The sequence below is a fragment of the Sulfurihydrogenibium sp. genome, from assembly GCF_028276765.1.
Taxonomy (GTDB): domain Bacteria; phylum Aquificota; class Aquificia; order Aquificales; family Hydrogenothermaceae; genus Sulfurihydrogenibium.
Window position 1 is genome coordinate 1 of record NZ_JAPYVU010000049.1, and the last position, 12,521, is coordinate 12,521.

A 12,521-nucleotide genomic window follows, 5' to 3' on the forward strand; every position below is an offset into this window, starting at 1 on the left:
CTTAACTTTTCACTAGTATATTTAAATTTCTCTTCTGTTTTTTTTACATTTTCAGACCAATAATAATTAAATTCTGATGCTACAAGTACAAACAGAAATAACCATAGAATATAAACTATTGGAAATTCTTTATAAAAGAAAAATGCCATTAAAACAACTGTAAAAAAACTTATAATTCCTGCAACTAACCCATAGTAAAGGGTAAACACAAGTAGTGGAAGAAGATAAAATAAATAACCAAATTTAGATTCTATAAACAGGGGGTCAGATGGGTTTGTATACATTCCAATAAATAATAAAGCTAATGTAAATATAAATATTTCAGCAATTAATATTTTTAAGTTTAATTCCCTTAAAAACTTTGTTAAAAGCATAGTTTTTTAAGGAATTTTAAGGAATGATTTTGTTTAGTATTTTTTGTGCTACGGTTGTAATAGATTCATGAGACCATCCTGTTTTTGAAGATACACTTGTGTAAACTTCTTTTTCTTGTTTGATATCATAAATTTTAACAGTAATACTTACTGCTGGCTCTCCATCGATGCCGGTTTTGTATCTAAATTCGTTTACACTCCCGGTAATTGCATAATCTATGTTACTTTCTTTTAACTCTTGTAAAAGCTTCTTAATTTCCTCAGGGCTATAATCTTTATCTTGTTTAACATTTGTAATGGATAGTTTATATCCTTTTGAAGAAACAACTCCCTCTGTTATACTTTTTACTCTAAGCCCTGCTAAAGGTGTTTCTGTATAGTTTTCAAATGGAAGAACCGTTATGTTTTTTTCTTTTAAATTTAATTTAGCATAATCTAAATTTGTAACTGTTGAGCATGATGCTAAGAAAACCAAAGCAAAAAATAATAAGAACTTTCTCATTTTAAACCTCCTCCTGCAATAGTTTTTTCTCCCATTCAAGAGCTGTTTTACAAATTAGCTTTAAATCATCGTACTGTGGCTTCCAATTTAAATTGTTTAAAATTTTAGTATTATCTGCTATTGATACAGCCAGGTCTCCTTCTCTACGACCGGTATACTCAACTTTAAAATCTACTCCTGAAACTTCCTTCATAGTATTGATAACTTCCAAGACAGAGTACCCTCTACCATATCCACAATTAAATACATTACTATTATTATCGATTAAATACTCTAAACTTTTAATGTGAGCGTCTGCTAAATCATCAACATGAATATAATCTCTTATACAAGTACCATCTGGTGTTGGATAATCTGTACCAAAAACATACATTTTATCTCTCTTACCAACCGCTGTTTCTGCTACCACTTTTATTAGATTGGTTGCATTTGGAAATCTCTGCCCTATTCTAATTTTTAAGTCTGCTCCGGCAACATTAAAATATCTGAGTATTACATACTTAAATTCAGGATGAGCTGTTCCTACATCGTTAAGTACTGTTTCGCTCATTAATTTACTTCTTCCATAAGGATTTATTGGTAGTGTTGGCGTTGTTTCTTTCACCGGAATTTCATCCGGTTGACCGTACACTGCAGCGGTAGAAGAGAAAATAAACTTATTGACACCATATTTAAGACAAAGATTGATAAGATTGGTTGTGTTCACTGTGTTGTTCATATAGTATTTAATTGGATTTTTTACACTTTCTGGTACCACAATGCTTGCTGCAAAATGAATCACAGCATCGAATTTTTTAGCTTTAAATATTCCTTCTATCATCTGAAAATCTTTTAAATCTGCTTCAATAAAAGTAAGCTCTGTATTTTTGCCTGTTTGCTGATGGATTTCGTTTAGCGTTTTAATAGTTTTCAATGAACCTGTTGAAAGATTATCAATGATTACTACGTTGTGGTCTGTGTTTTCTATTATCTGTTTTACTACATGACTACCGATATAACCTGCTCCACCTGTGATTAAAATGTTCATAAGTTATCTCCTTTTTATTTTTGTTAAAATTTCTTCTACAATTTGGCTTGGTGTTTTTTTGTCTGCATTGATCCTTATGTTTGCAAGTCTGTATACATTCTTCCTTTCTTCAAAAAGTTGTCTTATTTTTTCTATAGGTTGTTTTAATAATGGTCTGTCTTGGTCGTTTTTTAGCCTATCTAAGACTGTGTTTAAACTTACATCAAGCCACACAACATCTCCGTTTTTTTTCATCAAATTCATATTGTCCAAATTTGCCCCAAGTCCACCACCGGTAGAAACTACAAGTCCTTCTTGATTAACTATTGCTTCTATCTGTTTTCTTTCAAGCTCTCTAAAATAGCTTTCTCCTTTTTGCTCAAAAATATCTTTTATTTTCATTCCTTCCTTTTCTTCAATAAGCTTATCAGTATCAACAAAATTCATATTTAATTTTTCGGCCAAAATCTTTCCTACTGTAGACTTTCCACTTCCCATAAATCCAACAAGATATATATTTTTCATTCTATCTCCCTAATTTCAAGAATCTTCTCAACATTGAAAACCCTATCATCTTTTCTTATTGTGCAGAATCCTTCAACGCCTAAGAATTCAGCACCGTTATAGTCCATTTTGCCAATTTTTTTAGGGATTATTACTATTTTTGATTTTACATCTTTTGACTTAAGATAGAATATCTCTATAGGTTATCCTTCTTTTAATCAATCAACCCTTTCATCATCCCAAGGACTTTAGTCCAAAGGGTCTCTTGTAAAATTTTTTAGTCTTATTCTGTTGTTATATGCTTCGGATGAGAAATTCAGTAATAGTAGAGGACTCTTTGCCGACTGTAGAATGACAAATAAAGGTTATCTTTTCTCTAATGCTTACAATTCAACCTTTTTCTGTCATTCCGAGGCCATAAGGCTAAAGGATCTCCTTTTAAATTCTTAAAAATCACTATCGTTCAAGGCATATAATATTAGTCTTATTCAGTTATTCCAAAACAAAATGCATGCTTTTTAACATTCTTTACATTCTTGCTTACATTATTATAACTTAAACCCCCTCTATGATAAAATTTTATGCTAAAAATCTTGCTATGGAGACAGATTTTGATTCAAAAAGAAGACTTAAAATACTATCTTTTTATATTTTTAACACTTTTTGTTTACTTTTGGAATTTTTGGTTTAACGCAATCTGGATTCCTAACGAAAGCTTTTACGCCGAAGCTGTCAGAGAAATGTTTGAATCCGGCAATTTTCTTGATATCTATTACAACTATGAACCAAGATTTAACAAACCGCCGCTGACTTACTGGTCTATAGCTTTATCTGTTTTTATTTTTGGAATGAATGAATTTGCCATTAGACTTCCGATCGTTTTAATGGCTTTTGGAAGTTCATTTTTAACTTATAAAATTGCAAATCTGCTTTTTGATAAAAAGACAGCAATTTTTTCATTTTTTGCCATGGCTTTAAGCTTTCAGTTTATTATTAATTCAAGATATGCATCGCCGGAAGTTCCACTTTTATTTTTCTTTACTTTAACGCTTTATCTTTTTCTTAAAGGATACAAAGAAAATAAATTTTTATACATTTTTTTATCTTATGTATCTCTTGGTCTAACTGTTTTGACAAAAGGGTATCCTTATATACTTGTAATTGGTGGCATCGTAGGACTGTATCTATTAGCAGAGAGTAATTTTAATGTAAAAACTTGGCTAAATAAGATTTGGCAGTTAAAACCTTACATAGGACTTCCAATTACATTAATAATAGGTCTTAGCTGGTTTGTCTATATGCATCTAAAATTTGGCTCTATGTTTTGGCAGGTTTATAATGAAGAGACAATAAAAAGAGCTTTTGGAGAAGAGTTTAAATTCTCAGACATATTTTTCTACCTTATCGTGATACTTTGGGGCTTTCTGCCGTATTCTCTTGTTTTTTATTTCAGTTTGATTGATAGTTATAAAAAATGGTTAAAAGAGTTTTCTTTTATTTTCAGCTGGTTTATTGTTATGCTTGTAATTTTTACAATCGCAAAAGGTAAAATTCCAACTTACTTTATCCAAGCATTCCCAGCATTATCTATATTTGTTGGGTACTATTTAGCAAATTATAATCCAGATGGTTTTAAAAAGTATCTGTGGTATTTCTCTTTTTTTGTTGCTACCATAATAATAACAGTTTTAAATTTTGGAATTGTTTATCTTTTTAAACTTGACTACTTTTATTATATCTTCTGTGTTTTTCCGTTCCTTTACTTAATTAGATATAAAGATTATAAGCTATTGCCGTTTATAGCAATGCTCATGACGTTTTTAATTTTTGCGATTTCTTTATTAGTCAAGGTTGAACATTACAGACCTTATAAAGAGATTGGTAAAATTGTAAATGAAAAAGTCCCGGATAGGTCTATTCCTTTGATCATAGAAAATAGATTTTTTCACAATCTTCCGTTTTATACAAAAAGAAAGGTTCTAAGAGATTATAGCTCTAATCAAATTTTAGAGTATCAAAACAATCATAAATATATACTTGCTCTTGTCGAAGAAGACACTTTGAAAAAACTTAACAATGTAGAAGTAGTTTGGAATGGATATCTTTATCCAAACAGCGAATCCCGTTTTGCAGTGTTTTTAAGAAATGTATATAAAGCTGAAAATGGAGATTATTTTGGATTTGTAAAGATGTATTTGGTGGTAGGTGAGAAGTAAAATGTTTTAATTTTTCAAATGCTCTAAGCCTATCATAACCATTCTGTATACAAAAACTAAGGTTGTTATAGCCCATCCTACAAATACAGATATTAAGAAAATAACCAGAGAAGACTTTCTCTCCTCTGGAGGTTTTTTGTTATTCCAAATTGTTAGAATAATATCAAAAATTACCGTCAGTATGATAACAGAAAGCACAAAAACAATTACAGAAATTGTAAGGTCATAACCTACCTGAACAAGCTTTTCTTCGGCTTGCTTCATTACATCGTACATGATAATTTACCTCTATAATTTATGATATACACCAAATATATTCTGACCTTTCTGGACCTGTTGACAGCATCACAACTTTAACGCCTGTATTTTCCTCTATGGTTTTTATAAATTCCTTAGCATTTTCTGGTAATTTTGTAATATCTTTTAATCCTTTTGTTGACGTTTTCCAGCCTTTTATGGTTTTATAGATAGGTTTACATTTAGCCAGTACTTGTAATGATGCTGGAAACTCTGTAATAGTTTGTCCTTCGTAATCATAAGCTACGCAAACATTGATTTCATCAAAAACATCAAGAACATCTAACTTTGTTATTATTAAGCCATCGATTCCGTTTATTCTACATGCAAATCTTAAAGCTACTAAATCAAGCCAGCCACATCTTCTCGGTCTACCGGTTGTAGAACCATACTCATGACCTTCTTCTCTTAATCTTTCACCAATTCCATCATTTAACTCTGTTGGAAATGGACCTTCCCCAACTCTCGTAGTATAAGCTTTACTTACTCCATAGACTTTTGCTTGACCGATTAACTTTGGAGCAACTCCTGTACCGTTGCAGATGCCAAGAGCGGACGCATTAGAAGATGTTACATATGGATATGTTCCCATATCTATATCAAGCATTGTTCCTTGTGCACCTTCAAAAAGTACTTTTTTGCCTTCCTTCATTACTTTATCAAGAAGATAAGAAGTGTCGGCTACTAAATCTTTTATTTTTTCAAAGTTAGAAAGTGTATTTTCATACAATTCATTTAAATCAAGATTAAACGTTTCCCCGTAAACTTTCTCAGCAATTTCTTTTGCTTCATTAAAAGCTTTTTCAAGTCTAATTCTGAAATATTCTTTATCAAATAAATCTACAATTCTTATACCAGTTCTTGCATACTTAGCCATATAAGCCGGTCCAATGCCCTTTAACGTTGTTCCTACTTTATCCTTTCCTTTAGATTTTTCTGACAAGCTGTCTAATATTTTGTGATATGGAAATACGATATGACATCTTTCACTTATATATAGTTTGTCTTTAAAATCTTTGACAGCATCTTTAACCTGTTCCATTTCTTTTAAAAGTTCTTCTAAATCTACAACAACGCCGTTAGAAATGATATTTTTAACACCTTCGTGTAAAATACCGGATGGGATTAAGTGTAAAGTGTACTTTTTACCATTAGCTATAACTGTGTGTCCTGCATTACTTCCACCTTGATATCTAACAACATAATCAAATTCAGGAGCAAGAAGGTCTACTATTTTGCCTTTTCCTTCATCTCCCCATTGGGAGCCAAGAATTACCAAACTCTCTTTCAATTTTTACCTCCAATCATTCTTTATATACAAATTCTTTAATATTTTTTCTTTCCCAGTGTCCGATCGATGGAATTCCTTCTATAAACTCTTTTTGAATTTTTATAAGTCTTTCTATTCCAGATTTTCCATATTCAAGCATTTTATTAAAATCTTCTTGAGAAAATGTGTTTTCTTCACCGGTTGCCCCTATCTCTACAAACTCACCTTTACCGGTCATAACAAGGTTCATATCCACCTGTGCGTTTGAGTCTTCTGCATAATTAAGGTCTAAGACTATTTCATTTCTAACTTTTCCAACGCTTATAGCTGCAACATAATCTTTTAGAGGATTGGCTTTTACTAAATTTTGTTTTGTTAGTTTTATGCAAGCATCAGCAACTGCTATAAATGCCCCTGTAATAGATGCTACCCTTGTGCCACCGTCCGCCTGAATAACATCGCAATCTATCCAAATTGTTCTTTCCCCAAGTTTTTTAAGGTCAACCGCAGCCCTCAAGCTTCTTCCTATCAGCCTTTGTATTTCATGAGTTCTGCCAGATGGTGAACCTCTAACTACTTCTCTAAGACTTCTTGTTTCTGATGCTCTTGGAATCATTGAATACTCGGCAGTAATCCAGCCTTGACCTGTGCCTTTTAAGAAAGGTGGAACTTTATCCTCAACAGATGCAGTAACTATAACCTTTGTATTTCCAAATTCTATTAGGACTGAACCTTCTGCATAGATATTAAAGTCTCTGGTAATTTTTATAGGACGAAGTTGAGCAGGTTTTCTACCATCTGGTCTCAATGAATCCTCCTTAACTATATGATAATTGATATTATACCATGTATTAATGTTATAAATTGGTAGGCTGTGGCTGAAATTTTAATATGACTAAGAATAAGATATATTTCTTTGGTAAGCTAAGATTCTAAAGCTGAAGAATTGTACAAGCTAAAAGAAACATGGGAAAATATTATAAAAGAATTTAAAATCATGAAAATCGGAGGATAAAGATGAGAAAGAAAGTAGAAACATCTACCTACATTCAGAGAATTAATACACTTGAAAGAAAGCTTTTAAAGCAGGTAAAAGAATTAGATGATGTTATACAAAAACATCCAGAAATAATCTTTAGATTACAAGTTGTAGAATTTGCTTTAAAACACTGTAGTAAAACTTGCAGTTGAAGCTTTTGGTGTATCAAAATCTACTATATACAGATGGATTAAAAATTATAAAAGCAGTAATAACAATCCTGTATCTCTTAAAAATCGTTATGTATCAAAAAAGATGCTGCAATATATGCTATGGTATAACACAGAAAGACCTCATCATAGTTTGAACAAAAAATCACCTTTACAATACTTTTGTGATATTATGAATTCAAGAAAATCGGAATTTTCCCAAACCGGTATGACTTATACAAAAACTTGCAACAATTTTAATTTTATGCTATAATGTTAATCTGATTTTTGAATACGAATGAGTCGCTAGCTCAGTCGGCAGAGCACCGGTCTTTTAAACCGGTGGTCCTGGGTTCGATTCCCAGGCGACTCACTAAAAATAATGGCCCCGTCGTCTAGCCTGGCCTAGGACACCGGCCTTTCACGCCGGCGACACGGGTTCGAATCCCGTCGGGGTCATTTTCTTATTTTTTTAACAATCGGACTAAAAGCTTTAGCTGATATTAGAACCTCATCTCCGATAGAGATATCTTCTTTATTCGTATATACAACTTCAACCAAATTTCCGTTAATATCAACAGTCAATATTTTCGCTAAATCGCTAAGTTTTATATCTATCACAACCCCAAAAAAAGAAAATTTTCCGGATATCTCTTTTTCTATAAAAACATCTCTTGGTGTTCCTTGTTTTATAACTTTTCCATTTTCTAATAAAATTACTCTATCTGCTAATTTAAACACTTCTGGTTTATCATGAGAAATAAGTATTGTTGAAAGCTTGTAATCTTTATGGATTTTTTTGATTTCATCTTGAAGTTTTAATCTGATTTCATAGTCTAATGCTGAAAGTGGCTCATCTAACAACAATATTTCCGGGTCTCTGATTAACGCCCTTGCTAAGGCTACTCTCTGCTGTTGTCCGCTGGATAGTGTAGATGGATATCTGTCTTTGAGCTCTAATAATTCAATCTTTTCAAGCATTTCTAATATTTTTTGTTTATCTTCTTTTTCCATTGCAAAGGCAAGGTTTCCATAAACTGTCATGTTTGGAAAAAGTGCGTAATTTTGAAATACAACTCCAACCTTTCTTTTTTGTGGTGGTAGATTTATTTTTTTCTCACTGTCAAAATAGATAGTGTCATCAACTTTGATTAAGCCTTTGTCTGGTTTTTCTAAGCCTGCTATCATTCTTAAAAGTGTAGTTTTTCCTGAGCCGGACTTTCCAAATATTGATAAAAATTCATGCTTTTTCATTGTAAAATTTACTTTTAATAAAAACCTTCCTTGCGAGCCAATCAAGGTTTTTTCTATGTTTACTTCAATCATGGAGTTTTTCCTTGTATATAGTTAATCTATCTTAATGATTTGCAACCGGCTTTAAGGTGAAACTTATATTCAAAATAGCTTCTAATACTTAAAATTATATAGTTTCATAATACGTCTAGTCAAAAATTCAATAAAAGTAGGAGATTCTTCGCCGGCTTCAGAATGGTACCATTAGACCGTTATTTGTCATCTTGAGGTAAGTCCAAAGGACCTTCTTTTTAAAATTCTATAAAAATCAATAATTTCTAAGAGTGTTCCAAAATTCTCGTAAGCTTACCTTTTCTTGTCATACCGAGGACGAAGTCCGAGGTATCTTTTTTTGATTTTTTGACTTAAAAAGAGAAGCATGAGATTCTTCGCTTCGCTCAGAATGACGGCGTGAATTTTTGGAACAGTCTCCTAATTTCTTGCCATAGGTATACATAAATTTATATAGCTTCATAATGGCAATGCTATTGATTTTCGCTCTTCAATTATAACCAAAGCTTATCTTTGTATTTTTCCTTTAACTGAAGTTCATATAAAAATGCATATTTTAAAAATACATACATAAAAGCTGAAAAAGATATAATTAATCCTCTTTTGCCTTCTAAGAATCCACGTTTTAAGAAATAGAATTTTAAAAAAATGATGATTGGATTTAAGAACAAATTATAAAACCTAAATCTTTTTCCTTCGTGATATAAAATTTCAGCCATCTTTTGGGCGTAGTCTATAGTCTTTTTAAACTGATGGTATAGGCTTTTATAAGAATAGTGATACAAATCTCCTTTAAGCCTTCCTACTTTCCCTTCGCATATGACTTTTTCATGCAGCTTTCCTTCATGTTTAAAATATCCCTTTTTAAACAACCTTATAACATACTCAGGATACCAAACATAGTCTAAATATTTTCCTAAGTAGTAAGTTCTTCTTGGAACTTCAAAACATGTATAACTTTCCTCTTTTATAGCATCTGATATGCTCTTTCTAAGCTCTAAGGAGACTTCTTCATCTGCATCTAAAACGAAAATCCAATCATTATTACATAAACTTGTTCCATAATCTCTCTGAGACGGATAATCATCAAACTCTCTAAAAAAAACTTTAGCACCAAGAGTTTTTGCAATTTCTACCGTGTTATCCGTTGAACCACTGTCTAATACGATTATTTCGTCTGCGATAGGTTTTACGCTTTCAATGGCTCTTTTTATATTTTTTTCTTCATTTTTTGTAAGGATTAATACAGAAAGTCCCATTATAAAACCTTTTTCAAAATTTCTACGAGCTTACTTACTGCTTTTCCTCTATGGCTTATTTTGTTTTTTTCTTCCGGTGTAAGTTGTGCCATTGTTTTGTTATAACCTTCCGGTATAAAGATAGGGTCGTATCCAAACCCTTGATTTCCTTCAGACCTATAGGCAATTTGTCCTTCGCAAACTCCTTCTGTCAAAATACCATAATCAAAATTATAAAAGACAAGGGTTGTTTTATATCTTGCTTTTCTATTTGTTTGATTTTCAAGAAGTCTTAAAAGTTTTAAGTTATTCTTCTCATCTTTAGATAGATTTTCTGGAATTTCTTTTAAAACCTCTTTTCCAAACTCAATATCAAAAAATCTTGCTGAATATATACCGGGCAGTCCGTTTAAAGCATCCACTTCAAGTCCTGAATCTTCTGCAATAACCGGTAATTTATAAAATTTTGCGTAAGATGTTGCTTTTTTGATTGCATTTTCAAGAAAGGTTTCCTTGTCTTCTTCTACTTCGAGTTTTTTATCCATATCTTTTAAAGATAAAACTTCTATATCTAAATCTTTTAAAAGCTGTCTTAATTCTCTTACTTTACCTTCATTTGTTGTTGCCAGTAGGATTTTCAACTTTCTTAACCTCTTTAGAAATAGCTTTCATACAAAACGTTTCAGAAAATTCATCTTTGTTTAATTTTCTTACATTTGCTTTTTTATTTAAGCATGCAGATTTGCAGATGCTAGCAAGTTTTTCTGCCACCGGTTTAGATAATCCTGTAGATAAAGCTAAGCTTAAGGTTGAATTGTAGCCATCATCACAGTTGTTAATATCAAAACAGCTGTCATAGACGTTAAACATTCCTTCGCAGGTTTGACTATAAGATACAGAAAAGCCAAGAAAAACTAAAATTAAGCTAAATAAAAATTTCATCTTTAAACCCCAACTTTATTCAACATATAGCAATGTAAAATGGCGAATGCATCCGCAATGTCATAATCTTTTATATTTAGATTAAAAATTTTATTGACCATTTCTAAAACCTCTTCTTTGCCAGACCTTCCGTATCCTGTTATACTGATTTTAACTTCTGCTGGGCTAAACTCTTCTGCTTTTATATTATAATTTTGTGCCAGCAGCAGTATTACGCCCCTAACCTCTCCAAGCTTTATGAGTGTTTGGGCGTTTACACTATAAAATGGTGTTTCAAGAATTATTTTTTCAATAGTATATTTTAAAATTTTTTCTTCAAGTGTTTCATATAATCTTTTTAATGGCTGTTTTTCTTTTTTTAATTCAATCAATCCATAATCAAGGGGTAAAGCTTCGTCTTTTTCAAGCTTTGCAATAACATATCCAGTCTTACTGCTAGAAGGGTCTATTGATAATATTCTTTCCATTAGCCTTCTAATTTTTCAAGTATAGATTCTGGAATATCAAAGTTTGCATAAACTTTTTGAACATCATCATTATCTTCAAGAGCATCTAAAAGCTTCATAAGTTTTGTTGCTGTCTCTTCGTCAGTTATTTGGACAGTGGTAGTTGGTATTTTTGTAAGCTCTGCTTTTGCTATCTCTACACCCATTTTTTCTAAGTTTTCTCTAACTTTATATAATTCTGATGAAGCTGTTCTTATCTCGTAGTATTCTGGGTCATCCATGATTACATCTTCCGCACCTGCTTCAATAGCTTTTTCAAATATTTCATCCTCTGAGTATTTATCTTTTGGAACGTTTATTATGCCTTTATCTTCAAATAAGAAAGATACGCAACCGGAGGAGCCAAGATTGCCGCCGTATTTAGAAAAAATATGTCTTATTTCTGCTGTTGTTCTGTTTCTGTTGTCAGTTGTTGCCTCTACAACAATAGCAACACCACCGGGTCCATAGCCTTCATACTGAACTTCTTCGTAATTAACACCTTCAAGCTCACCCGTTCCTCTTTTTATTGCCCTTTCAACATTTTCCATAGGCATGTTTACTTCTTTAGCCTTTTCTATAGCCATTCTTAATCTTGGGTTGGCTTCCGGGTCTCCACCACCAAGTCTTGCTGCAATGGTAATCTCTCTAATAACTTTTGTGAACATTCTTCCTTTTATAGCATCAGCTTTAGCTTTCTTATTTTTAATGTTATGCCATCTACTATGTCCAGCCATTTAAAAAAGCCTCCTTTCCAATAAGATTTAAAACTATTATATTATAATACCTTGAATGATAAATCGGTAGACTTTATTAATTTTAAAGCAGGAGATTTTCAGGATTAAAGTCCTCAGAGTATGTAATAGGCGACGTGTGATGTGTACTGGCAATTCATGAATTACCTCAACATACATTAACCTTTCACTTTCTCACTTTTTGCAGCCAAGCAGAGGAACTTATAATCTCTGAGAGTATTCCAAAAACCAACGCTGTCATTTCTGCAGCCGGCGAAGAATATCATGTTTTTCTTTTTAATAAAAGAGGAGATTCTTCGGCCTAACAGTCTCAGGATGTTCTATGTTAAATGTCAAGTGCAAAAATTTTCATCAAATGGTTTTCTATTCTTTAATACACCATATACCTGCCTTAATAACTTATGTGCTACAGCTACTAAAGCTAATTTTTTAGCTTTAC

General features: G+C 31.9%; 14 protein-coding genes, 2 tRNA genes and 2 pseudogenes. 4 read left to right on the plus strand and 14 right to left on the minus strand.

The genetic code is table 11. The features are described 5' to 3' along the window. The 4 genes and pseudogenes from Q0929_RS07515 to Q0929_RS07530 all read right to left on the minus strand — a co-directional run. A pseudogene (locus tag Q0929_RS07515) lies at positions 1-374 on the minus strand (hypothetical protein); the annotation flags it as partial. A 16-nt stretch (positions 375-390) separates the two neighbouring features. After that, positions 391-876 (minus strand): hypothetical protein, encoded by a 486-nt coding sequence (locus Q0929_RS07520; RefSeq protein WP_299239400.1) that lies wholly within the window; start codon positions 874-876, stop codon positions 391-393. 1 nt (position 877) lies between these two features. Next, a complete protein-coding gene (galE, locus tag Q0929_RS07525) occupies positions 878-1,903 on the minus strand; it encodes a UDP-glucose 4-epimerase GalE (protein ID WP_299239402.1) in 1,026 nt (341 codons plus the stop codon). A 3-nt stretch (positions 1,904-1,906) separates the two neighbouring features. Then, a complete protein-coding gene (locus Q0929_RS07530; protein WP_299239403.1) occupies positions 1,907-2,407 on the minus strand; it encodes a shikimate kinase in 501 nt (166 codons plus the stop codon). A gap of 590 nt (positions 2,408-2,997) precedes the next feature. On the opposite strand from Q0929_RS07530, the gene Q0929_RS07535 reads away from it, so the two are divergent. Beyond that, a complete protein-coding gene (locus Q0929_RS07535) occupies positions 2,998-4,602 on the plus strand; it encodes a glycosyltransferase family 39 protein (protein WP_299239405.1) in 1,605 nt (534 codons plus the stop codon). Between the two features lie 6 nt (positions 4,603-4,608). Here Q0929_RS07535 and Q0929_RS07540 read toward each other — a convergent pair whose 3' ends face one another. Genes Q0929_RS07540 through rph form a run of 3 tightly spaced genes read right to left on the minus strand, consistent with a single transcriptional unit; the run spans position 4,609 to position 6,977 of the window. Beyond that, positions 4,609-4,878: a hypothetical protein gene (locus Q0929_RS07540; RefSeq protein ID WP_299226271.1), complete on the minus strand. Its 270-nt coding sequence runs from the start codon at positions 4,876-4,878 to the stop codon at positions 4,609-4,611. A gap of 19 nt (positions 4,879-4,897) precedes the next feature. Beyond that, positions 4,898-6,190 (minus strand): adenylosuccinate synthase, encoded by a 1,293-nt coding sequence (locus Q0929_RS07545; protein ID WP_299239407.1) that lies wholly within the window; start codon positions 6,188-6,190, stop codon positions 4,898-4,900. Positions 6,191-6,203: 13 nt separating this feature from the next. Beyond that, positions 6,204-6,977 (minus strand): ribonuclease PH, encoded by a 774-nt coding sequence (rph, locus tag Q0929_RS07550; protein ID WP_299239410.1) that lies wholly within the window; start codon positions 6,975-6,977, stop codon positions 6,204-6,206. A 209-nt stretch (positions 6,978-7,186) separates the two neighbouring features. On the opposite strand from rph, the gene Q0929_RS07555 reads away from it, so the two are divergent. The 3 genes from Q0929_RS07555 to Q0929_RS07565 all read left to right on the plus strand — a co-directional run bounded on the left by Q0929_RS07555 (position 7,187) and on the right by Q0929_RS07565 (position 7,816). Continuing rightward, a complete protein-coding gene (locus Q0929_RS07555) occupies positions 7,187-7,360 on the plus strand; it encodes a hypothetical protein (protein ID WP_299239412.1) in 174 nt (57 codons plus the stop codon). Positions 7,361-7,657: 297 nt separating this feature from the next. Then, a tRNA-Lys gene (locus Q0929_RS07560) sits at positions 7,658-7,730 on the plus strand. Positions 7,731-7,741: 11 nt separating this feature from the next. Continuing rightward, a tRNA-Glu gene (locus Q0929_RS07565) sits at positions 7,742-7,816 on the plus strand. On the opposite strand, the gene Q0929_RS07570 is transcribed toward Q0929_RS07565, so the two are convergent. From Q0929_RS07570 to Q0929_RS08990, 7 genes and pseudogenes are all read right to left on the minus strand, one after another. Next, positions 7,814-8,683, minus strand: coding sequence for an ATP-binding cassette domain-containing protein (locus Q0929_RS07570; RefSeq protein ID WP_299239413.1), 870 nt, complete (start codon positions 8,681-8,683; stop codon positions 7,814-7,816). The genes Q0929_RS07565 and Q0929_RS07570 overlap by 3 nt on opposite strands. Before the next feature lie 473 nt (positions 8,684-9,156). Continuing rightward, positions 9,157-9,921 (minus strand): glycosyltransferase family 2 protein, encoded by a 765-nt coding sequence (locus tag Q0929_RS07575; protein WP_299239415.1) that lies wholly within the window; start codon positions 9,919-9,921, stop codon positions 9,157-9,159. Beyond that, entirely contained in the window at positions 9,921-10,541 is a 621-nt protein-coding gene (gene rdgB / locus Q0929_RS07580) for an RdgB/HAM1 family non-canonical purine NTP pyrophosphatase (RefSeq protein ID WP_299239417.1), read from the minus strand. Before rdgB ends, Q0929_RS07575 begins: the two co-directional genes overlap by 1 nt. After that, positions 10,513-10,842: a hypothetical protein gene (locus Q0929_RS07585; RefSeq protein WP_299239419.1), complete on the minus strand. Its 330-nt coding sequence runs from the start codon at positions 10,840-10,842 to the stop codon at positions 10,513-10,515. The genes rdgB and Q0929_RS07585 overlap by 29 nt, the downstream gene beginning before the upstream one ends. A 2-nt stretch (positions 10,843-10,844) precedes the next feature. Beyond that, complete coding sequence (locus Q0929_RS07590) at positions 10,845-11,309, minus strand: crossover junction endodeoxyribonuclease RuvC (RefSeq protein WP_299239421.1); 465 nt, start codon at positions 11,307-11,309, stop codon at positions 10,845-10,847. Continuing rightward, entirely contained in the window at positions 11,309-12,064 is a 756-nt protein-coding gene (locus tag Q0929_RS07595) for a YebC/PmpR family DNA-binding transcriptional regulator (protein ID WP_299239423.1), read from the minus strand. Before Q0929_RS07595 ends, Q0929_RS07590 begins: the two co-directional genes overlap by 1 nt. Before the next feature lie 350 nt (positions 12,065-12,414). Then, a pseudogene (locus Q0929_RS08990) lies at positions 12,415-12,521 on the minus strand (IS110 family transposase); the annotation flags it as partial.

Coding starts and splice junctions, on each gene's coding strand:
- Q0929_RS07520 (WP_299239400.1), bottom strand. CDS start 876: ATGAGAAAGTTCTTATTATTTTTTGCTTTGGTTTTCTTAGCATCATGC.
- galE (WP_299239402.1), bottom strand. CDS start 1,903: ATGAACATTTTAATCACAGGTGGAGCAGGTTATATCGGTAGTCATGTA.
- Q0929_RS07530 (WP_299239403.1), bottom strand. CDS start 2,407: ATGAAAAATATATATCTTGTTGGATTTATGGGAAGTGGAAAGTCTACA.
- Q0929_RS07540 (WP_299226271.1), bottom strand. CDS start 4,878: ATGTACGATGTAATGAAGCAAGCCGAAGAAAAGCTTGTTCAGGTAGGT.
- Q0929_RS07555 (WP_299239412.1), top strand. CDS start 7,187: ATGAGAAAGAAAGTAGAAACATCTACCTACATTCAGAGAATTAATACA.
- Q0929_RS07570 (WP_299239413.1), bottom strand. CDS start 8,683: ATGATTGAAGTAAACATAGAAAAAACCTTGATTGGCTCGCAAGGAAGG.
- Q0929_RS07575 (WP_299239415.1), bottom strand. CDS start 9,921: ATGGGACTTTCTGTATTAATCCTTACAAAAAATGAAGAAAAAAATATA.
- Q0929_RS07585 (WP_299239419.1), bottom strand. CDS start 10,842: ATGAAATTTTTATTTAGCTTAATTTTAGTTTTTCTTGGCTTTTCTGTA.
- Q0929_RS07590 (WP_299239421.1), bottom strand. CDS start 11,309: ATGGAAAGAATATTATCAATAGACCCTTCTAGCAGTAAGACTGGATAT.
- Q0929_RS07595 (WP_299239423.1), bottom strand. CDS start 12,064: ATGGCTGGACATAGTAGATGGCATAACATTAAAAATAAGAAAGCTAAA.